Genomic DNA, 20,596 nt, shown 5'->3' with positions numbered 1-20,596 from the left:
TCGAGCACGATTACCGCGAACTCAAGCACGGCCTGGGCCTGGACCACTTCGAAGGCCGCTCCTGGAACGGCTGGCACCACCACGCCACCCTCGTCACCGCCGCCCACGCCTTCCTCACCGAGCAGCGGCTGGCCCCAAAAGCCGACACAACGGACTCACCCTCTACCAGATCCTCGACACCCTCCAGGACCTGCTGAACTGCTGGACCGGCGTCTGCACCACCTGCCACCGACCTCTGCCCAGCAGGACCACACCAAGATCAAGACAGACCCTCGACTCCTGAGCGCGGTGGCGGAGCTGACCACCAAACAGCGTCGTCCACGGCGCCGGCTCGGGCATGCTGCGGATCTGGGCCGAGAGCGACCGGATCGTCTGCTAGGTCCATGACGACGGACAGCTGAACGATCCCTTGGCCGGTCGCCGCCCGCCCCATCCCACGCAGCCCGGTGGCAGGGGACTCCTACTCGTCCACCAATTCGCGCAACTCGTCCGTGTCCACACCGGCCCCGACGGCGTCACCATTCGCTGCTACCTCCCCGGCTGATCAGGACAACGTGGCGGGCCCCGCTCACTCACTCATGCGTTTCGCCTCCGGCGACGTGTTTTCGATGACTCCTCATGTGGAGTGCGTTGCCACCCCGGTCTGCTGGGGTGGCTGCCGACCCCCGTGCCCGACCTCGATGCCGGCGGCGCCGCGGCCGGAACGGGACATTGCTGCCGGGCTGTGGCTCAGGCGTCGATGATGACGGGGATGATGAGGGGCTTGCGGCGGTGGGTGCGGAACGCCCAGTTCGCCACGGCCCGGGCGACGAGTTGTTCGAGTTGGCGCGCGTCCCCGACGCCTTCCTCGGCCGCGGTGGCCAGGGTCTTCTCGATGACGGGGATGACCGGCTCGAAGGTGGTGTCGTCGTGGACGAAGCCCCTGGCGAGGAAGTCGGGGGCCTCGGCGAGCTCGCCGGTGTCTGCGTCGACGATCGCCACCACTGTGACCACGCCTTCGGCGGCGAGGGTGAGGCGGTCCTTGAGGGACGCTTCGGTGGCGCCGCCGACTTCCATGCCGTCCACGTAGACGTTGCCGGCGGGAACCTTGCCGGTGATGGATGCGCGCCCGTCGACCAGGTCGACGACGACGCCGTCCTCGGCGATGACGACCCGGTCGGGGTCGACACCGGTACGGATGGCGAGGTCGCCGTTGGCCCGCAGGTGGCGCCATTCGCCGTGCACGGGCATGACGTTGCGGGGCTTGACGATGTTGTAGCAGTAGACGAGTTCGCCGGCGCTGGCGTGTCCGGAGACGTGCACCTTGGCGTTGCCCTTGTGGACCACGTGGGCGCCCCACCGGGTGAGTCCGTTGATCACCCGGTAGATGGCGTTCTCGTTGCCAGGGATGAGGGAGCTGGCGAGCAGGACGGTGTCGTCCTTGCCGATGCGGATCATGTGGTCGCGGTTGGCCATCCGTGACAGCGCGGCCATCGGTTCGCCCTGGGAGCCGGTGCACACCAGAGCGATCTTGTGATCCGGGAGCTTCTCCAGCTCCTTCGTGCTCACGACCAGACCGGAGGGGACCTTCAAATAGCCCAGGTCACGGGCGATGCCCATATTGCGGACCATCGACCGGCCGACGAAGGCGACCTTGCGGCCGTGCTGGTGGGCGGCGTCCAGGACCTGCTGGATGCGGTGCACGTGGCTGGCGAAGCTGGAGACGATGACCCGGCGCGGCGCGGTGCGCATCACCTGCTCGATCGCCGGGTTCAGCTCTCGCTCGGAGGTGGTGAAGCCGGGTACTTCGGCGTTGGTGGAGTCGGTGAGGAACAGGTCCACGCCCTCCTCGCCGAGGCGGGCGAAGGCGCGCAGATCGGTGATGCGGTCGTCGAGAGGGAACTGGTCCATCTTGAAGTCGCCGGTGTGCAGCACCATCCCGGCCCGGGTGCGGATCGCGGCCGCGAGGCTGTCGGGGATGGAGTGGTTGACCGCCACGAACTCGCAGTCGAAGGGCCCGAAGCCACGCCGGTCGCCCTCCCGCACCCGCACCGTGCGCGGCCGGATGCCGTGTTCCTTGAGCTTGGCCTCCAGGAACGCCAGCGTCAGCTTGGAGCCGACGACGGGGATGTCGGACCGCTCGCGCAGCAGGTACGGCACGCCGCCGATGTGGTCCTCGTGGCCGTGGGTGAGTACCACGGCCACGACGTCGTCCAGCCGGTCCCGGATCGAGGTGAAGTCCGGCAGGATCACGTCCACGCCGGGCTGGGTCTCTTCGGGGAACAGCACGCCGCAGTCGACGATGAGCAGCTTGCCCGCGTGCTCGAAGACGGTCATGTTGCGGCCGATCTCACCCAGGCCGCCCAGGGCGATGACCCGCAGCCCTCCTTCGGGAAGGGGCGGGGCGGCTTTCAGCTCGGGGTGCGGATGACTCATACGCTGACGGTACCCGGAGAGCGGGACAGGGTGATCCAACGAGCGCTCGATACGACCCGCCGCCGAGGACGTACTGCCGCTCGTCGACCGCTGGCCGGGGATGGTGCGTTGCTGATGCCGAGGGGTCTGTCTCGACAGGGGCGCGCCGACCATGTGCCATCACTGTTCTGACCGTCCGTGCGGTCGGTGCCAACTACGCGATGAGCCGTCGGGTCGGAAGGTGCACGAGCGTGACCGGTACGTCCCCCGCCCCGTGTACCCGCCGACGTCGGCCGACGGGGGAGGTGGTCCTTGGAGTGGACACGCACCGGGACGCTCATGTGGCTGCCGCGCTCTCCGTGGTGGGGGAAGTGATCGGCACCGAGGCTTTCCCGGCCAGCCGGAGTGGAGGGGACAGTGTTCAGCTGACAGGTGCCTCCGGCTCGACCGAGGTATTGGTGGACGACGGAAAGGTCGTCGCCCGGGGCAGCGCCTCCCGGGCAGGCACAACCATCCTCTGCGCCGAGATCCTTCGGGGATTTCGCCCCCGGCCTCCCTGAGCGTCACCTTGGCGGACGTGGGCGACGTGTCTCTGCGCGGGTGCGACGTGCGGTAGACCGCTTACGGGCGCTGGTCACATCCGCATGCGTCACCGAACTTGCTCGCCATTGTCAGGTCCGGGGCAGCGATGGCAGGGGCCGAGTGGCGATCTCCTGTGCTTCGGCGCGCGTCATGCCGAACATGCGCAGCAGGCGGAAGGCCAGCTGGTCGGAAACATGCGCGGCATCGAGGTCCGGGCGGGTCTCCAGTAGGTGGAGCACTCCGAGCAGGGCGCCGCCGACCATGGCCACAGAAGTGCGCGGGTCGTCGATGTCCAGCCGTCCAGTGTCGGCGGCGGCCCGCAGATCCCGCATCGCCTGAGGTGCCAAGCCGCTGTCGGAGGTCAGATAGGGCATGCCCGTACGGACGAGGATCCTGGCGATCTGTGTGTGGGTGCGCTGCAGTCGGCCGGTCAGGCGGACGCTGGCGGCGAAGATCTCCGCGGGGTCCTTCAGGTCTCCTACGACGGATTCCAGGAGTGCGCCGTGTTCCTCCAGGGTGAGGGCGACGGCCGCGTCGAACAGCTCGTCCTTGCTGGTGAAGTGGTTGTAGAAGGAGCCGAAGCCGACGTCCGCCGCCTCGGTGATCTCCTGGATGCTCACGTCGGTCCGCCCCTGCTCGGCGAGGAACCGCTGCGCGGCGGCGATCAGCGCGGCACGGGTACGCGCCTTGCGCCGGTCCACGCGGTTGGGCGTGTGACTGGGTGCGTTGGCCCTGCCCTGTCGATCAATACTCATCTCTCCACCATGCTCAGTGCATCAGCTTTGATTGTTTCGTCACGACTGACTGCTGTTGACGGGGTCGTCATCTGGACTGATTCTCTCATCACTGCTGACTGGAGCTGCTCGCGGGAGCGCCGGTCGGTGCCTGTCCAGGACTCAGGAGAGCTGATGAGTATCCAGGTCGTCCGCACCACAGACGGCTGGTGGGTGGAGAGCGGCACAGGACGGCTGCACCGCGTCGACACCGGCGCGGACACCACCGCCGGCCTGCTCGCCGACCGTTCCGCCGTGCAGCGGGCGGCTGCCCGCGCCACGGGTGACCCCGACGCCGGGGTTTCGGTTGGAGAGGCCGAGCTGCTGTCGCCTGTCACCACGCCCTGCCGGGTGGTGGCGCAGATGGTCAACTACCGTTCCCACGCGGTGGACTCCGGGTTCGACCCGGACACTGTTCCGCCCGCGTTCTTCCGCAAGGCGTCCGGGTCCGTCAGCGGGCCCTACCAGGACATCGGGCGTCCACAGCACGTGCGTTTCCTGGACTACGAGGTGGAGCTCGGGCTGGTGATGGGTGCCGACCTGCCGGTCGGTACCGAGGTCACCGACTCCACCCTGCCGGCGTTCGTCGCCGCGCTGGTGGTCGCAGACGACGTCAGCGCCCGCGATCTGCAACTGCCCAAGACGCAGTTCTACGAGTCCAAGTCGTACCCGACCTTCACACCGCTTGGGCCCCGGCTGCTCCTGGTCGACGCCGACGACCTGGCCCGCCTGCCGGACCTGCGGCTTACCCTCAAGGTCAATGGGGCCACCCGGCAGGACCGCACCACCACGGACATGATCGTCCGGCCCGCCCGCGCCCTCAGTCTGCTCGCCCGCTTCCAGCACCTGCAGCCCGGTGACGTCCTGCTCACCGGAACCCCCGGCGGCACCGCCCTGAAGTCTCCGGGCAGGCTCCTGACCACCCTTGCCGCCCTGCTGCCCCCGCACAAGCGCTGGCAGAAGTTCTTCGCCCGCCAGCAGGCGAATCCCGACTACCTCAAGGACGGCGACGTCGTCACGGCCCGTATCGCGACCGACGACGGCGCACTCGATCTCGGCGAGCAGCGCACGGTGGTGCGCGCCCGCTGACGGCTCCCGGGACCCCCGCCCGGGACCGGCCGGCCCGGCATCCCCGTACCGGGCCGGCCACCTGACCCCATCCCTCACCCTGCAAAGGCGCACCGGTGACACGCACACCCGCCGACCTGCTGTGGCCCACCCCCGACAGCAGCGCGGACCTGTCCACGATCGAGGCCGTTCCGCTGCATGAGCGCGGCCTGCCCGCCACCACCTACGACACCCTGCTGCGCGCCGCCCGCCTGTGGCCCGACCGCCCGGCCCTGACGGTGCTACCCGATGCCGCCCGCTTCCTGCGCCCCGCCACAGCCACCTTCGCGCAACTGCGTGACCAGGTGCATCGCACCGCCAATCTGCTGGGCTCTCTCGGCGTCACCCGCCGGGCCGCCGTGGGCCTGCTCGCGCCGAACACCGCGGAGCTGCCCGGCGCCCTGCTGGCCGCGCAGGCAGCGGGCATCGCCGCCCCGGTCAACCCGGGCCTGGCGTCCGAGCACGTCGAGCAGTTGCTGCGGCGCAGCGGCGCGCGGGTGCTCATCGCCGCCGGTCCGCAGCTCGATGCACAGGTGTGGACCACGGCCCGGCAGGTCGCCGCGGCCTTGCGGCTGGACGCGCTGCTGGCACTGACCCCCACCCTGGCCGACGGCCCCGCCCCCGCTCTGGACCCCATCGAGGGCGTACGCGTCGGCTATCTCACGGGGCTTGCCGCGTCCCATCCCGCCGATCGGCTGGTGGACATCGAGCCCCCGGCCGCCGACGACCTGGCTTCCTACTTCCACACCGGCGGCACCACCGGAACTCCCAAGCTCGCCGCGCACACGCACACCAACGAGGTCGTCGACGCCTGGATGGTGGCCGCGAGTATTCCTCTCGACGAGGACTCGGTGATGTCCGCGGCGCTGCCGTTGTTCCACGTCAACGCCCTGATCGTCACCCTGCTCGGCCCGCTGCTGCGCGGCCGGGGAGTGGTGTGGGCCGGGCCGCTGGGCTACCGCGATCCCGAGCTGTATCCGGTGTTCTGGAAGCTGGTGGAGCACTACCGCATCGCCGCCATGTCGGCGGTGCCCACCGTGTACTCCGTCCTCGCCCGGGTCCCCGTCGACGCGGACATCTCCAGCATGCGGTTCGCCGCCGTCGGAGCCTCCCCGCTGCCGCCCGCCGTACGGGAGTCCTTCGAGAAGCACACCGGGATCCCCCTGTGCGAGGGCTACGGGCTGACCGAGGCGACCTGCGCCTCCGCCCTCGGCCTGCCCGGCCACACTCGCCCCGGCAGCGTCGGTCGGCGCCTGCTCTACCAGCAGGTCAAGACGGTGCGGATCGACCCGGACACCGGTGAGTGGCACGACCTGCCGCTGGGCGCCACCGGGGTGCTCGCCGTCAGCGGCCCGGTCGTCTTCGCCGGGTACGTCGCCGAGCACACCGCCCACGGACCTCGCCTGGAGACCGCTGGAAAGATCCGCGACGGCTGGCTGGACACGGGCGACCTGGCCCGCATCGACGCCGACGGCTTCATCCATCTCGCCGGCCGAGCCAAGGACCTGATCATCCGCGGGGGCCACAACATCGACCCCGCCGCGATCGAGGACGCCCTCCTCACCCACCCCCAGGTCACCGCCGCCGTGGCGGTCGGCCGCCCCGACCCGCACGCCGGCGAAGTGCCCGTCGCCTACGTCACCCTCGCCCCCGGCGCCCAGACCGAGCCCGCCGAACTACTCACCTGGGCCACCGAACGGGTCCCCGAACGCGCCGCCACCCCGCGCGAGGTGCTCGTGATCGACGCCATCCCGCTCACCGCCGTCGGCAAGCCCTACAAGCTCGGCCTCCGCCTGGACGCAACCCGCCGCGCGGTCCACGCCGAACTGGCCGCCCAGGGCGCGGACTGCGACCCGGAACGCATCCTGTGCCGACCGCACGACGGTGGTGTCCGCGTCACGGTGCCCGCCCCTGCCGACGAGGCGGTACGGAGCAAGGTCACCGCAGCCCTCGACCGGTACGTCCTGCACTGGCAGTACGCCCCCAGCAAGCCACTTGAGAGAGAAACCCCATGAGCACCACCGCCATCGTTCTCGCCGTCCTCCTCGCCGGGATTTTCCTTCTGCTCGGGTCGGCCAAGCTCGCGGCAGTACCCGCGATGCGCCAGGCCGCGGCCCACGTCGGCATGACCACCACCCACTACCGCCTGCTGGGTGCTCTGGAGGTGGCGGCAGCGGCCGGTCTGCTGCTCGGCCTGTGGATCACCGTGCTCGGTGCCGCCGCATCGGTCGGCCTGATCCTGCTCATGGCCGGAGCCGTCGTCGTCCACCTGCGCAGCGGCGATCCGGCGGCCCGCTGCCTGCCGGCCGTCATCGCGGGTGCCTTGGCCGGAGCCCATCTCGTCGCGCTGGTCGGCGGCTAGCATCGCCGCCGCCTGGGCTCCGAGGAGCATCACGATGAGCCGCATCGACGTCCGCCAGCATCTGCCGCCCTGCGCCTCCGCGCGGTGGCTGGCGTAGCACAGCGTCCATACTCAGCCCGCCTCCGCCGGCCGCCTTCCTTTCGTACGGCTCGTACGGCGCCCACCGCATCTTCACCGCCTTGGCCGCCGAGGCCGTGTGCGGCCTCTGAATCGACACCACTGTTTCTGGCGTCCCCTCCGTGCCGTCCGGGCTGCCGACGCCCGCCCGCAGCGAGCGGGCGCCTCTCGGAACGACCAGCCTTTCGCATCCGTGCGCCGCCGCCCGCTCAATTCGCGGACACCCCGCCTCGATCAATCGACCGGGGAAACGCCCTTGGCGCTCTTCCCCCGCCGCTCCTGAGCCGTCCCCACCCCATGGCCCCGAGCCGTGACACCCCATGGAGTACCCATGAACGACATCGACGTCCCCGTCCTCATCGTCGGCGGAGGCGGTGCGGGGCTCACCGCCTCCATGCTGCTCAGCCGCATGGGCATCGAGTCCCTGCTGGTCACCGCCTGGCCCAGCACCTCCGTCCTGCCCAAGGCCCACGTCCTGAACCAGCGCGCCATGGAGATCATGCGCGACGCCGGCGTGGCCGACACCATCTACGCCGCCTCCACCCCGGCCGAGCAGATGTCCCACACCGCCTGGTACGTCGGCCTGGCAGGCGACCACGAAGACTACGGCCGCAGGGTCGCCAGGATGGAGGCTTGGGGAGCCGGCGGGCACTCCCCGGAGTGGCTCGCGGCCAGCCCCGAGCGACAGGCCAACCTGCCCCAGATCCGACTGGAGCCGGTCCTGCGCACCCGCGCCGAGGAACTCGCCACGGGCCGGGTCCGCTTCCATCACGAGCTGACCGCACTCGCCCAGGACGACGAGGGCGTCACCGCCGCCGTCACCGACCGCGAGACCGGCGAGACCTACCGGGTGCGGGCCCGCTACCTGCTGGGCTGCGACGGCGGCCGCACTGTCGGACCCGCCCTGGGCATCGTCCAGGAGGGCGTGCGTAACCTCGCCCGCGTGGTCTCCTTCCACATCTCCGCCGACCTGTCCCAGGTGGCGACCGACCCTGACGTGCTGATCCGCTGGCTGTGGCTGCCCGACCTCGGCATCCCGGGCGTGCTCGTGCCCATGGGCCCCGGCCACTGGGGCCCGGAGTCCGAGGAGTGGGTCTTCCACCTCAACTACGGGCCCGATGACGGTCGCGCGCTGGATGACGAGTCGGTACTGGCCGACCTGCGCACGGGGTTGGGCCTGAGCGAGGAGGACCTGACGGTCCACATGATCTCCCGCTGGACACTCGAGGGCGTGGTCGCCGACCGCTACCGCGTCGGCCGCGTCCTGATCGCCGGCGACGCCGCCCACCGTCATCCGCCGACCGGCGGCCTCGGCCTGACCTCCGCCATGCACGACGTCCAGAACCTCACCTGGAAGCTCGCCGCCGTGCTGAACGGCCATGCCGACGACGCCCTGCTGGACACCTACGAGGCCGAGCGGCGCCCCGTGGACGCCACCAACGTCCAGCGCTCGCTGGAGAACGCCATGAACCACATCGCCATCAACGCCCTCTTCGGCGGCGGGCCCGAGGCCGACGAGGAGGAGAACTGGCGGCAGGCCCGCCGCCTGTGGAGCGAGGACCCCGCCGACGCCGACTTCCGCCGCACCTTCCTGGCCGCCGTGGCCGCCCAGTCCATGGAGTTCAACGAACTGGGCGTGGAGTTCGGCTACACCTACGACTCCGCGGCCGTCGTCCCCGACGGCACTCCCGCACCCGAGAACCCCGACCCGGTCCGCATCTACCAGCCCGCCGCCCGCCCCGGACACCCGCTGCCCCACGCCTGGCTGGAGGACCTCGACGGCCATCGCGTGGCCCTGGCCCGCCTTGTGCGCCCCGGCCGGTTCCTGCTGATCGCCGGGGAGGACGGCCAGGCTTGGCGCGAGGCCGCCGAAAAGATCGCCGCCGAGAGCGGGTTGCCGCTGGACGCCATCCGGGTCGGCCATGTCGACGGCGACTACCGCGACCTGCGCTCCACCTGGACCGCCGCACGCGGCCACACACCGCAAGGCGCCGTCCTCGTGCGCCCGGACCGCTTCATCGGCCGGCGCTTCCATGGCGCGGCCACCGACCCGGTCGCGGAACTCACCGCCGCACTGGGCTCCCTCCTCGCACGGTAGGGCTTATCTGCCGTGCCACCCGGCCTGCCGATCACCGCCGCAGTCGGCGGGCCGGGCCCCCACCCTCATCTCCGCCTCGCCTCCGGGACACCGCGGCACTGCGGCACCCGCCCCACCCTCGCCACAGGTCGTGGAGGCCACAGGAAGGAACCCCGTGAACGATCCGACACCCACCCCTGCCGCCACTGCCGACGCCCATCAGGGTCTGCACAGCGAGCAGGGCGCCCTGCGCGGGGAGCACCCCGGCCGCGCCGCCCAGCCCGTCATCAAGGTGGTCGACCTGGCCTGGTTGGAGTTCACTAAGCCTGACCTGGACCGCGCCGAGACCTTCGCCCACGACTTCGGGTTCACCACCGCCGCCCGCACCGATGACACCCTCTATCTACGCGGCGCCCTGGCCGGACCGCACTGCCTGGTGATCCGCCGTGGTCCCGCCTCCCGGTTCATCGGCCCCGCCTTCCAGGCCGCCGACGCCGCTGACCTCGAACGGCTCGCCCGCGCCACCGGCCACAAAGCCCAGGCTCTCACCGAGTACGGCGGTGGCCGCGCCGTGGACCTGCTGGACCCCTCCGGCATCCCGGTCCGCGTCGTACACGGCGTCGCCGAGCAGCCCGCGCGACCGCTGCAACAGCCCCTGGTCCTCAACACGGGCACCACCACCGCGGCCGCCCGCATCAACGCCACCCAGCGCCCGCCCCGCGAACCCGCCCAGGTGCAGCGCCTGGGCCACGTCGTCCTCTCCACCCGGGTATTCCGTCGCGCCCTGGACTGGTACCTGCAGCACCTCGGCCTGATCGTCAGCGACTTCCTCTACCTGGACGGGCAGCGCGACCGTGGACCCACCATGGCCTTCATCCGCTGCGACCGCGGCGGCGAACCCGCCGACCACCACACCCTGGCCATGCATCTCGGTCCCGACACGGGCTACGTTCACTCCGCCTACCAGGTCGCCGACCTCGACGCGCTGGCCGCCGGAGGCGAATACCTGCGCGAACGCGGCTACCACCACTCCTGGGGCATCGGCCGGCACATCCAGGGCAGCCAGATCTTCGACTACTGGCGCGACCCCGACCGCTTCATGCTGGAGCACTACGCCGACGGCGATGTCTTCGACAACACACTGGAACCCGGCTGGGCCGCCATGTCCGCTTCCGGCCTGGCCCAGTGGGGCCCGCCCGCCACCCGCGACTTCCTCGGCACCGCCCCCTCGCCGGGGGCGCTCCTGCAGGCGATCTCCGCACTGCGCGAGGACAACGAAATCGACCGCGCCCGGCTGCTGGGCCTGATGAAAGCCCTGAGCAAGTGACCGCCCCCACCCTGAGCATGTACCCGTTGTGGTCATCGGTGCCGCGCCCACCGGGCTGACCGCCGCGACCCTCCTCACCCGCCACCTGGTCCGTGCATCCATCGGCTCCCGGATGCAGGACCTCGCCACTTCCCAGCAGTGGCTGGCGAATGCTCTCCAGCACCAAGAGCAGGGACGCTGTCGCCGAACTGAGCGGAGGCATTCAATCTGCGGCCGAGCACGCTCCTGCTGCGATCAGGAGATCACGGTTCCTGCGGTCGACGGGTGCTGCGTCAGCGGCTCGTGTCGGTGTCGCCGTCGTCATGGGAAGAACGCCGCGGTCTCCTGCCGCCCGGCGCGGAGTCGTCCCCTTGCTCTTGCAACAACTCAAGGAGTGCGGCATCCGCTCTTCTTTGATCTTCCTTCGTCAGCTCGACCGGTGCGTTGTTGTAGACGGTGTAGCGATCCGGATCGATGATGTTGGCGGCCCGCAGAGTGAACGTCAGCAGGCGGCGCCACCCCTTTCGGTGGCCGACTCTTGCCTGCAGCTGGACCTTGTAGTCACGGGCTTCCGGCACGAACCCGGAAAAGGGTGCCTCGAACTCGATGAAGAGTTGTTGCGCTTCCCTTCCGGGCACTACGAAGCCGGCCGGCAGTTTCGCATCCTCGTCCGGCCCCGGCTGAAGGCGGGACGGTGAGGACACCCACAGCAGCGGCAGGTGAGAAGCGGGCTCGTCGGGGAAGGTCAGGATGAGGTCCTGCACGACGATCGGCTTGGGGCCGGTGTTGTGAAGGACGAGCGGGAGCCGCAGGCGGGCCGTGGACGAGTGAATGATCGCCGCGAAGGCGTGAGGCTCCCAGGTCTTCAGCCGCCCTTGTCTGGCGTTGAGCCACCAGAACGACGCGACGGTGAAGAGCAGTGCGCAGACCGACACCACGCCGGCGCCTGTGAGTGATGAGGACGCGGCCTGATCGGTCGCGGTCATCAGTGGAACCACAGATCCAGTGTGTCAGCCCCGGCGTGGGCTCGCTAACGGCACTCAGGCTCCTCTGCCGCCTGCGCGCGGCGGCTGACGAGCACGGCGGTCCCGCCTGTCAGAGGTGGCAGCTACGGCGCGCAGCCGATGTCACGACCCGCCACCGGCAAGGACCACGAGATACCAGGCGACCAGCGCGGCGCACATGACCGCGGGGACGAGTTTGGGCGGCCCGTCTCCTTTGCGCACGTGCGTGGTCACGGCACCGGCGAGGAGCGCAAGGAGGCCGAGGCCGGCCAGCTCTCCGAACAAGGGCAGGGCCGGGCCGATCGCCATGCCGATGGCGCCCGCCAGCTCCAGCGCACCGATCAGCCGGTAGGCCGAGGTGGTGAAGCCGGCGTGGGCGGCCAGCTCGGGCATCGGGCCGAGGGCCATGATCTTGGCCACGCCCAGCAGGGCGAAGATCAGCACGATCGGACAGGCCAGGGCGGCGGAGAGGCTCATGAGGCGTCCTTGACGGTGTGCGGGTGACGGGTCTCGCGGCGTTCGGCTCCCAGGTCGGCGAAGTAGGCGACGAGGTCCGGGTTGTCGACCGCCGAGGGATTGAGGACCTGCTCGGCGGGCGCGCCCTGGAGCAGGCGCTTCACCGGGACCTCGAGTTTCTTGCCGGTCCTGGTGTGCGGGATGGCCGGTACGGCGAGGATCTCGTCGGGGACGTGGCGGGGTGAGGCGCCGGTGCGGAGGGCGTCGCGGATCTTCTCGCGCAGGGCGTCGTCCAGCGTGACTCCGGGCGCCGGGACGACGAAGAGCGGCATCCAGTAACCGCCGTCGGGTTCCTCCGCGCCGATGACGAGGGCCTCGGCGATCTCGGGGAGGCGTTCGACGATGTCGTGGATGTCGGCGCTGCCCAGGCGTACGCCGTTGCGGTTGAGGGTGGCGTCGGAGCGGCCGTGGACGATCACCGAGCCGTGACCCGTGATCGTGATCCAGTCGCCGTGGCGCCACACGCCCGGGTAGGCGGTGAAGTAGGCGTCGCGGTAGCGGCTGCCGTCGGGGTCGTTCCAGAAGTACAGCGGCATGGAGGGCATCGGGCGGGTGACGACCAGTTCGCCGACCTGGTCGACGACCGGCCGTCCCGCGCCGTCGTAGGCCGCGAGCGCCACGCCGAGGTTGGGGGCCGACAGCTCACCCGCCCACACCGGGGTTGTGGGGGCGCTGCCGGCGAAGGCGGAGACGACATCGGTGCCGCCGCTGGTGGAGGCCAGCTGGATGCCCGCGCCCACGTGGTCGCGGACCCAGCGGTAGGCGGAGGCGGGCAGGGTGGAGCCGGTGCTGCCGATGGCGCGGACGGCCGACAGGTCGTGCACGGAGGGTTCGATGCCCAGCTTGGCCATGGCCAGCAGGTACTGGGGGCTGGTGCCGAAGACGGTGACCTTGTGGCGGGCCGCCAGCTCCCACAGGACGTCCGGGCGCGCCACCGGCGCGGGGCTGCCGTCGTAGGTGCAGGTGGTGGCGCCGGTCAGCAGGGTGGAGACGACCAGGTTCCACATCATCCAGTGGGTGGTGGTGTACCACAGCAAGCGGTCGCCGGGACCGAGGTCGGAGTGCAGGCCGAGGGTCTTGAGGTGCTCCAGCAGGACGCCGCCGTGGCCGTGCACGATGCCCTTGGGCAGGCCGGTGGTGCCGGAGGAGAAGACGATCCACAGCGGGTGGTCGAACGGCACCGGAGTGATCCTGAGGTACTCGGTGCGACCGGCCGCGTCCTCCCAGGGAACCGTCAGTCCCGCGGCCCGGGTCTCGGACCACGCAAGGCCCAGGTGATCCACGAGAACCGTGGCCTTGAGCGTGGGAAGGGCGGCGGCCAGGTCGAGGGAAGCAGCGCGGCGGTCGTGGCCGGTGCCGTTGAAGAGGTAGCCGTCCGCCGTGATGAGCACCGTGGGTTCGAGCTGGGCGAAGCGGTCGGCGGCGGTCTTGGGCGCGTAGTCCTGGCCGCACACCGACCACACCGCGCCCAGGCTGGCCGTGGCGAGGAAGGCGATGACGGCGTGGGGGGTGTTGGGCAGGTAGCCGACCACCCTGTCGCCCTGTCCGACGCCCAGGTCGCGCAGGGTGGCTGCGACGGAGGCGACCTGGGCGCGCAGCTGCCGGCCCGTGATCTCGTAGGCGGCTCCTGTCTCGTCCAGTGCGGTGATCGCGGGTGCGTCCGGGTGCAGGTTGCGCAATGCGTGGTGGGCGTAGTTGAGGGTGGCGCCGGGGAACCAGCGGGCGCCGGGCATGGTCTCCTCGGCCAGCACCCGCTCGTGCGGAGTGGCGGCGTCGATGTCGAAGTACTCCCACACCGCCGCCCAGAACGCCTCCAGGTCGGTGACGGACCAGCGGTGCAGGGCCTGGTAGTCGGTGGGGTCCTGGATGCCTTCGGCGCCCTGGTGCCGGGCGGCCCAGCGGGCGAAGTCCGCGATGCGGCTGCCGGCGGCCGCTTGGGGGTCGGGCGGCAGGAAGGGCTCCGGACAAGGCGTGGAGTGCGGGGTGGTCATGGTGTGGTGTTCCTCGTCAGGGTGCGGGCCGGGCTTCGGCGGGGCGGCGGGCCGTGTGCAGCAGGGGAGCCCAGGCGGCGGCGGTGAAGTGGCCGGTGCCGGTGGGGACGGTGTCCATCACGACGCGGTCGGGGCGCAGCAGGGCGGCGTCCGCCCGGCCGCGTGCCAGCCAGGCGGCCAGGGTGCCGTCGTCGTCCAGGTCGTCGACATGGATCACGGATGCGCCCAGGGCCGTGGCCACGCCCGTCATCCGTGCCGTGGGCGGCACGGTGGTCAGTACGGCGAAGGAGTCCCCGAGGATGTCGTCGAGGCGTTCTCGCGTGCCGTCGTACAGCACCCAGGGTTGCGGGCAGAAGGTGCCGGCCAGTGAGCGGCCGGTCAGCCGGGGGCGGCGTCGTACCAGCGGATTGGCGGCCAGGGCGGGGCTGAGGTCGCGGCTCACCGCTGCGGTCACGCCGGGGATGCGGCAGGCCGCGCCCACCACGGCCCGGCGGATGGCCGCACCGCGGTCCTGTCCGCCGGTCATGGCCCAGCCGACGGCGACCGCGACACGGATCACGTGGCGGGCGTGCGGCTTGCGCTCCTGCTGGTAGGTGTCCAGCAGCCGGTCGTCTGCGCCCTGCTGAAGGACGCGGGCGAGTTTCCAGGTGAGGTTTCGGGCGTCGCGCAGGCCCGCACACAGGCCCTGCCCGATGAAGGGCGGGGTGAGGTGGGCCGCGTCGCCCAGCAGGAAGACGCGTCCCCGACGCCACCGGTCGGCGAGGCGGGCCCGGAAGGTGTACCGCGCCTGCCGGATCACCTCGAAGTCGTCGCCCCCGTGGGCAGCGGACGGCAGGTCGACCCAGGGGGCGACCAGCTCGTGCAGCTGCTCCAGCCCTTCCGGGCCGTCCAAGGACTCACCCTCGGCCAGCCGGAACTCCCAGCGGTAGCGGTCCTCGCCGACTCGCATGAAGGTGGCCGGCCGGGTGGGGCAGCAGATCTGCTCGGCGCCTTCCCAGGTGCGCACCGGGAGGCTGGTGCGTACGTCGATGACCCGCCAGCTCTCCTCGAAGTGCAGGTCCTCCCACACGGCGCCGATGGCGTCGCGGGTGAGGCTGCCGGCGCCGTCGCAGCCGAGGACGGCATCGGCCCACACCTGCTCGTCCTCGTTGCTGCCGTCGCGGCGGAAGGTCACCCGCACCGGACCCGCGGCAGCGGGCGATCCGTCGCTGTCCTGGGTGACGGACACGACCTCCACCCCGCCCCACAGCTCGCACTCGGGGCGGCGGGCGAGGGCGTCGCGCAGCAGCCGTTCCAGCTCCGGCTGGTCGAACATGCTGGTCTGCGGGAAGCCGTGGTGTCCGTGCAGGGACCGCGGGAACTCGGCGATCACGCGACGCCGGGCGTCCAACAGCCGCAACCCGGGCGCCGGACGGGCGAGGGCGGCGAACTCCTCGTGAACACCGACGCTCTGCAGGATACGGCGGACCTCGTCGTCCACGACGACGGCACGCGGCAGCGGGTAGACGTCCCGGTGACGTTCGAGGAGCAGGCTGCGCACCCCGTACCGGGCGAGCAGGAGCGCGGCCGTGACTCCGACGGGTCCCGCACCGATGATGACCACCGGCCTCCGGGATGCGGCGCTCACGTCGCGTCCGCCACAGCGGTCCGCTGCTCGCCCAGGTCGATGCGCCCGTCGGGGGTGGCGATGGTGGCGGTGACGAGGTCACCGTTCTGCAGGTAGTGGGGGTTCTTGGCCTGGCCCTTGAAGAACGCCTTCCACTTCAGTGCGGGCGGCAGCAGGGCGGCGATCTTCTCGACGGGCTTGGGCGGGGCCTTCAGGGCGGTGCCGCCGGGCGTGCCGGTGAGCAGCAGGTCGCCCGGGTCGAGGGCCTGGAAGCGGGCGAGCAGGGTGAGCGCCTGCGCCGGTCGTACGATCATGTCGGCGAGCGTGCGGTCCTGACGCGGTACGCCGTTGACGTTCAGCCGCAGCCGCAGGTTCAGCAGGTGGGCGAAGTCCTCGGGCTCCAGCAGGGCCAGGTACGGCCCCGTCGGCGTGAAGGTCGGGTAGGACTTGCTCTCGTAGAACTGTGTCTTGGTCAGCTGGACGTCGCGGGCGCTGACGTCGTTGGTGAGGACGAGCCCGGCGACGTAACGCGACAGGTCCCGCTCCTCCACGACGGTGCCCACCGGCAGCGGCGCACCCATGACGAGGCCGAGTTCGACCTCGTAGTCGAGGAACTTCACGTGCGCGGGGCGGACGATCGGCTCGTGCGGACCGCTGACCGAGCCGGACGCCTTGCGGAAGAAGGTGGGCGGGATGTCACCAGTGAAGCCCGAATCCTTGGCGTGGCTGCGGTAGTTGACCATCTGGGCCACCACCCGGCAAGGGGTGGTGACCGGAGGCAGCGCCACCAGGTCGGCGACGGGCGTGCCGCTGTCGTCGGAGGCGCCGGCGTCGCGGACCGCGTCCCGGTCGGCGATCAGCTCGGCGGTGGTGACCGCCTTGGTCTCGATACGGACGGCGCGCTCGCCCCGGACGGCCCACCAGCCGCCGGGGGTGCGCAGAACGTTGGTGCTCATGAGCTCATCGCTTTCATCAGGCCCAGCAGGCGTGCGGGGTCGAGTTCGTTGTCGCCGCGCAGGGCCGTCATGACCTCGCGGAGCTTGGTGGGGGAGGGGTTGGCGCCCAGGAAGTCGCGGGTGACGGGCGGGCCCCACTGGGCCAGGCCGCTCGCCGACATGGGTGCCCATCCGGGTTCGAGGTCGCAGGAGAACAGGTCGCCGTCGGCGAAGTGCTCCAGCATGAAGCGGTCGGGGTCGCGCCAGTAGTCGAAGAGCTGGCTGCCCTGGATGTGCCGGCCGATCCCCCAGCTGCGCTTGTAGCCGCGCTCGGCCAGGTACTCTCCGCCGGCGGCAATCGCGTCGAGGTCGGTGACCTGGTAGGCGGAGTGGACGTAGCTGGTGCCGGGCCCGAGGTGCAGGGCGAGGGTGTGGTGGTCCACGGGCGTGCTGCCCTGGTCGCAGCGGATGAACGCCATGGTCGGCCCGCGCCCGCGCTGCCCGTCCAGGAAGAGGAAGTCGGACACGATCATCCCCAGGGTGTCCAGGTACCAGTCCAGGGCCCGTATGAACACCCGTGTCTCCAGCACCACGTGCCCGAGCCGCTGAATACGCGACGGCTCGCGGGGCGGCCGCTGGGTGGCGTTCGTACGACGGCCGTCGACTCCGGTGTTGATGATCAGGGGCTGCTGCCCGGGCAGAGCGGGCAGCTGCTCGGCGCAGTGCACGACCCGGACCGGGAAGCCGGAGGGATCGAGCAGGGTGACCGACTGTCCGCCGCCGGGTACGTCGATGTCCCGGACCTCACTACCGGTCGCGCGGGCGAGCCGGTCCAAATCGCCCCGTTCGGCCGCGCGGAACGCCGGCCCGATGAAGCGGGATGCCGACCCGCGGCGGATGACCATGCAGGGGGAGCCCGCGAAGGTGCCGCGCAGCCACAGTTCCCGCTCGGTGCGGGCGGCGACGGCGAATCCGAAGTCACGGGCGAACACCTCGGCCCGGTCCAGGTCCGGCTTCTCGAACTCAAGCCAGGCCAGATCCGCCACTTTGATCACCGGATTCCGGGCTCGTCCGGGGTGTTCACCGCGCAGGGCGCCCTGCTCACTGTGGAGGTCTTGGTGGGGCGTCAGAGGACCGCCCTTGTTAACGGGGATGTGGGACATGGTGTCCTCCAAGCAACACTGCCGTAATGAGGAAATCATCAACTCTGCCGTTTCTCGTCGTCAATAGGCGCAGCCCAAATAATTGAGGATCTCATCAGTAATGGCAGTGTCATCGTTGCGGCGGTTACACTGGGCCGTATGCCGACGTCAGCCCCGCCCAAGAACCGCTTCGAGCGACGCCGTGCCGAGACCCGCCAGGCGCTCGTCCGCGCGGCCCGGCAGATCCTTGCGGAAACCGGGGACACGAGCGCGAGCATCCAGGCCATCGCCGAGCGCGCCGATGTCGGCTTCGGGTCCTTCTACAACCACTTCGAGTCGAAGACGGAGCTGTTCGACGCGGCGGTGACGGACGCCCTGGAGGAGTTCGGGCAGGTCATCGACGCGCGCGTGGAAGGCATCGACGACCCGGCCGAGCTGGTCGCGGCCGGCTTCCGGCTCACCGCCCGGATGGCCGACTCCCACCCGGAACTCATGCGGATCCTGCGCGACCGCGGCTTGGTCCACATCCACTCCGACCGCGGCCTCGCCCCACGCGCCCTGCGCGACCTGGAGATCGGCATCGCCTCGGGCCGTTTCACCTGCGGCAACGCGACCACCGCCCTGTCCGCCCTGGGCGGCACCCTGCTGTCCCTGGTGGCTCTCCGGCTGGACCGCCCGGACTTTGACGGCGACGAGGCCGCCTCCGACCTGGCCGAGATGGTCCTGCGCATGCTCGGCCTCGCTGCGGACGACGCCCACGAGGTCACCCGTCGCCCGCTGCCCGATCTCGCCCGATGACCTCCTGCACCTGAAGCGCGGCCGTCTGTGGTGCTACGCCGGCGGCGACGAGGAACGCGGTTGCCGCGGCCTCACCAGTGGGGTCCGCCCACGGGCATGCGGCGTTCTCCTCGGCGAGGGCCAGCATGAGTGCCTCCAGTGCTTGGGCGAGGACGGGTGCTGGAAGGTGGTCCGCGAAGACGCGTTCGCGCTGACCGCGCCGTAGGGTCGCGACGGCTTCTGCGCGGGCCGGTGCCAGGGTGGTGCGGATCTCGTCCTCTCCCAGATGGCGCCGTCCCAAGGTGATGAGCATGCGGTAGTGGTCGCCCACCGTCCATGCCGCCAGCACCATCCGTGTCATCGCCTCGATCGGGTCGGCATCCGCGGTGCGGGCTCTGGCGAACGCCTGCCGGAGTTCATGGCCTGCTTCCTGTGCCAGGTCGGCGATCAGCGCATGCCGGCTGGGGAAGTGTCCGTAGAGGGTGCGCCGGGCGACGCCGGCTGCCTGAGAGATGCTGTCGAGACTCGCGTCCGGGTCCTCCCGCAGTTTCCGCCGGGCGGTCGCGAGGATGCGTCTGCGGTTGGAGTGAGCATCCTTGCGCTGCAAGGTACGGCCCGGGGTGTCGGTCGTCTGCATGGTTCTTTCTCTCCACGGTTGCCGGAAAGCCGTGGGCGCCGGTGCTCCCTCACGCACCGGCGCCCACTCACCCCTGCCCAGGGTGGCTTGGTGTCCTGCTGACGGGCGTCAGGGGACGAGGATGAGGCGGATCGGGTCGCCGATCTTGTTCTCGAGACGGCTGACCGCGTCGGCCGCGTCGACGAGCGGGATGTGGTCCGTGATGGAGGGGGCCAGGTCGAGGCGGCCTGCCGCGGTCAGCCGCACCAGTTCCGATACGGACTCGGGGAAGCCGCCGTAGTGGCCGCGCACCTGCTTCTGCAGGTAGTTGAAGGTCAGGCCCTCGGTGATGGTCAGTGGCCGGGGTGTGATGCCCACCAGGATGAGGGAGCCGCCGAGGCCGAGCACGGAGGCGGCCTGGTCGCGGACGGCGGGTACGCCGGCGCAGTCGAAGGCGAAGTCGAGGCCGCGTCCGTCGGTGGCTGCGCGGACCTGGTCGGCGAAGTCGGGGGCTGCCGGGTCGAGCGCGAGGTCCGCGCCGAAGGCCAGGGCGCGCTCGCGGGCGCTGGGCAGCGGGTCGACGGCGATGATCGGGGCGGCGCCGACCAGGCGGGCGAGGCGCACGTTGTGGGCGCCGACTCCGCCGACTCCCCAGACGCCGACGGACTGGGCGGGGCGGACGCCCGCGGTGGCGACGACGGCGGCGTAGGGGGTGGAGACCGCGTCGGGGATGATCGCGGCCTGGTCGAAGGGGAGGCTGTCGGGGATGGGGATGAGGGTGTCCTCGCGGGCGATCACGTACTCGGCCCAGCCGCCGTCGTAGTCGATGCCGGCGGTGAGCATCTGGGTGCAGGGGCGGTGGCGCACGCATCCGGCGCACGTGCCGCAGGTCTTGCCGGCCTCGAGGGTGACGCGGGTGCCGACGGTCAGGCCGCGCTTGAGGTCGGGGCCGAGGGTGTGGATCACGCCGGAGACCTCGTGGCCGACGGTGATGGTGTCGGAGGTGGCGAACAGGGGGACGAGGGAGCCGTCGAGGAGGTGGACGTCGGAGAGGCAGACGCCGGCGGCCTTGACCTCGATGAGGACCTCGCCCGGGCCCGGCACGGGGATCGGGACTTCCTCCACGGCGAACTTCTTGCTGTCCAGGTGGAAGCGTCCGGCGAGCATGGTGTCCATGGTGATCTTCTTTCTGTGAGCGGCACGGCCCGGTGATTCGGGCCATGGGTGCCATGGGGTGTCTGCATGGCTGGTGGGGCCGGGAGGCGTGCGGGGGAGGCAGGACGTCCGCACG

At 70.9% G+C, this 20,596-nt stretch carries 16 protein-coding genes and 2 pseudogenes; 8 read left to right on the top strand and 10 right to left on the bottom strand.

Annotated elements, in window-relative coordinates:
• Both ABT186_RS09455 and ABT186_RS09450 read left to right on the top strand, forming a co-directional pair.
• Nucleotides 1-197: pseudogene (locus ABT186_RS09455) on the top strand (IS701 family transposase); the annotation flags it as partial.
• A gap of 79 nt (nucleotides 198-276) precedes the next feature.
• Nucleotides 277-544 (top strand): annotated as a pseudogene (locus ABT186_RS09450) (ATP-binding protein); the annotation flags it as partial.
• 185 nt (nucleotides 545-729) lie between these two features.
• Here ABT186_RS09450 and ABT186_RS09445 read toward each other — a convergent pair.
• Nucleotides 730-2,415, bottom strand: a complete 1,686-nt coding sequence (locus tag ABT186_RS09445) for a ribonuclease J (RefSeq protein WP_351924363.1) — start codon at nucleotides 2,413-2,415, stop codon at nucleotides 730-732.
• Nucleotides 2,416-3,065: 650 nt separating this feature from the next.
• Complete coding sequence (locus ABT186_RS09440) at nucleotides 3,066-3,731, bottom strand: TetR/AcrR family transcriptional regulator (RefSeq protein WP_351234604.1); 666 nt, start codon at nucleotides 3,729-3,731, stop codon at nucleotides 3,066-3,068.
• Nucleotides 3,732-3,884: 153 nt separating this feature from the next.
• On the opposite strand from ABT186_RS09440, the gene ABT186_RS09435 reads away from it, so the two are divergent.
• From ABT186_RS09435 to ABT186_RS09415, 5 genes are all read left to right on the top strand, one after another.
• Nucleotides 3,885-4,838, top strand: a complete 954-nt coding sequence (locus ABT186_RS09435) for a fumarylacetoacetate hydrolase family protein (protein WP_351924361.1) — start codon at nucleotides 3,885-3,887, stop codon at nucleotides 4,836-4,838.
• A gap of 95 nt (nucleotides 4,839-4,933) precedes the next feature.
• The gene (locus ABT186_RS09430) at nucleotides 4,934-6,871 is read left to right on the top strand and encodes an acyl-CoA synthetase (protein WP_351234608.1); all 1,938 of its coding nucleotides are present in this window, start codon (nucleotides 4,934-4,936) and stop codon (nucleotides 6,869-6,871) included.
• A complete protein-coding gene (locus tag ABT186_RS09425; RefSeq protein ID WP_351924359.1) occupies nucleotides 6,868-7,218 on the top strand; it encodes a DoxX family protein in 351 nt (116 codons plus the stop codon). The genes ABT186_RS09430 and ABT186_RS09425 overlap by 4 nt, the downstream gene beginning before the upstream one ends.
• A 448-nt stretch (nucleotides 7,219-7,666) precedes the next feature.
• Complete coding sequence (locus ABT186_RS09420; protein ID WP_351924357.1) at nucleotides 7,667-9,433, top strand: FAD-dependent monooxygenase; 1,767 nt, start codon at nucleotides 7,667-7,669, stop codon at nucleotides 9,431-9,433.
• Between the two features lie 154 nt (nucleotides 9,434-9,587).
• Nucleotides 9,588-10,739 carry a VOC family protein gene (locus ABT186_RS09415; RefSeq protein ID WP_351924355.1) on the top strand — a complete coding sequence of 384 codons (1,152 nt, stop codon included), beginning with the start codon at nucleotides 9,588-9,590 and terminating at the stop codon, nucleotides 10,737-10,739.
• Nucleotides 10,740-11,011: 272 nt separating this feature from the next.
• Here the strand turns inward: ABT186_RS09415 and ABT186_RS09410 are convergent, their stop codons facing one another.
• The 6 genes from ABT186_RS09410 to ABT186_RS09385 all read right to left on the bottom strand — a co-directional run bounded on the left by ABT186_RS09410 (nucleotide 11,012) and on the right by ABT186_RS09385 (nucleotide 17,933).
• Nucleotides 11,012-11,704, bottom strand: coding sequence for a hypothetical protein (locus ABT186_RS09410; RefSeq protein WP_351924353.1), 693 nt, complete (start codon nucleotides 11,702-11,704; stop codon nucleotides 11,012-11,014).
• A 141-nt stretch (nucleotides 11,705-11,845) separates the two neighbouring features.
• The gene (locus ABT186_RS09405; protein ID WP_351924351.1) at nucleotides 11,846-12,199 is read right to left on the bottom strand and encodes a DoxX family protein; all 354 of its coding nucleotides are present in this window, start codon (nucleotides 12,197-12,199) and stop codon (nucleotides 11,846-11,848) included.
• A complete protein-coding gene (locus ABT186_RS09400; RefSeq protein ID WP_351234620.1) occupies nucleotides 12,196-14,229 on the bottom strand; it encodes an acetoacetate--CoA ligase in 2,034 nt (677 codons plus the stop codon). Before ABT186_RS09400 ends, ABT186_RS09405 begins: the two co-directional genes overlap by 4 nt.
• 16 nt (nucleotides 14,230-14,245) lie before the next feature.
• The gene (gene mhpA, locus ABT186_RS09395) at nucleotides 14,246-15,856 is read right to left on the bottom strand and encodes a bifunctional 3-(3-hydroxy-phenyl)propionate/3-hydroxycinnamic acid hydroxylase MhpA (RefSeq protein ID WP_351234622.1); all 1,611 of its coding nucleotides are present in this window, start codon (nucleotides 15,854-15,856) and stop codon (nucleotides 14,246-14,248) included.
• Nucleotides 15,853-16,791 carry a fumarylacetoacetate hydrolase family protein gene (locus ABT186_RS09390; protein ID WP_351234624.1) on the bottom strand — a complete coding sequence of 313 codons (939 nt, stop codon included), beginning with the start codon at nucleotides 16,789-16,791 and terminating at the stop codon, nucleotides 15,853-15,855. The genes mhpA and ABT186_RS09390 overlap by 4 nt, the downstream gene beginning before the upstream one ends.
• Complete coding sequence (locus ABT186_RS09385; RefSeq protein WP_351234626.1) at nucleotides 16,788-17,933, bottom strand: VOC family protein; 1,146 nt, start codon at nucleotides 17,931-17,933, stop codon at nucleotides 16,788-16,790. The genes ABT186_RS09390 and ABT186_RS09385 overlap by 4 nt, the downstream gene beginning before the upstream one ends.
• Before the next feature lie 138 nt (nucleotides 17,934-18,071).
• On the opposite strand from ABT186_RS09385, the gene ABT186_RS09380 reads away from it, so the two are divergent.
• The gene (locus tag ABT186_RS09380) at nucleotides 18,072-18,710 is read left to right on the top strand and encodes a TetR/AcrR family transcriptional regulator (protein WP_351924349.1); all 639 of its coding nucleotides are present in this window, start codon (nucleotides 18,072-18,074) and stop codon (nucleotides 18,708-18,710) included.
• Here ABT186_RS09380 and ABT186_RS09375 read toward each other — a convergent pair.
• Together ABT186_RS09375 and ABT186_RS09370 are read right to left on the bottom strand one after the other, a co-directional pair.
• The gene (locus ABT186_RS09375) at nucleotides 18,676-19,326 is read right to left on the bottom strand and encodes a TetR/AcrR family transcriptional regulator (RefSeq protein ID WP_351924347.1); all 651 of its coding nucleotides are present in this window, start codon (nucleotides 19,324-19,326) and stop codon (nucleotides 18,676-18,678) included. The genes ABT186_RS09380 and ABT186_RS09375 overlap by 35 nt on opposite strands.
• A 108-nt stretch (nucleotides 19,327-19,434) precedes the next feature.
• Nucleotides 19,435-20,481: a zinc-binding dehydrogenase gene (locus tag ABT186_RS09370; protein ID WP_351924345.1), complete on the bottom strand. Its 1,047-nt coding sequence runs from the start codon at nucleotides 20,479-20,481 to the stop codon at nucleotides 19,435-19,437.
• Nucleotides 20,482-20,596 lie beyond the last annotated feature (115 nt).

It is taken from the genome of Streptomyces sp. NPDC001634 (genome assembly GCF_040298185.1).
Classification (GTDB): Bacteria; Actinomycetota; Actinomycetes; order Streptomycetales; family Streptomycetaceae; genus Streptomyces.
Note: the sequence above shows the minus strand (reverse complement) of the source record. Positions and strands in the feature narration are given on the sequence as shown.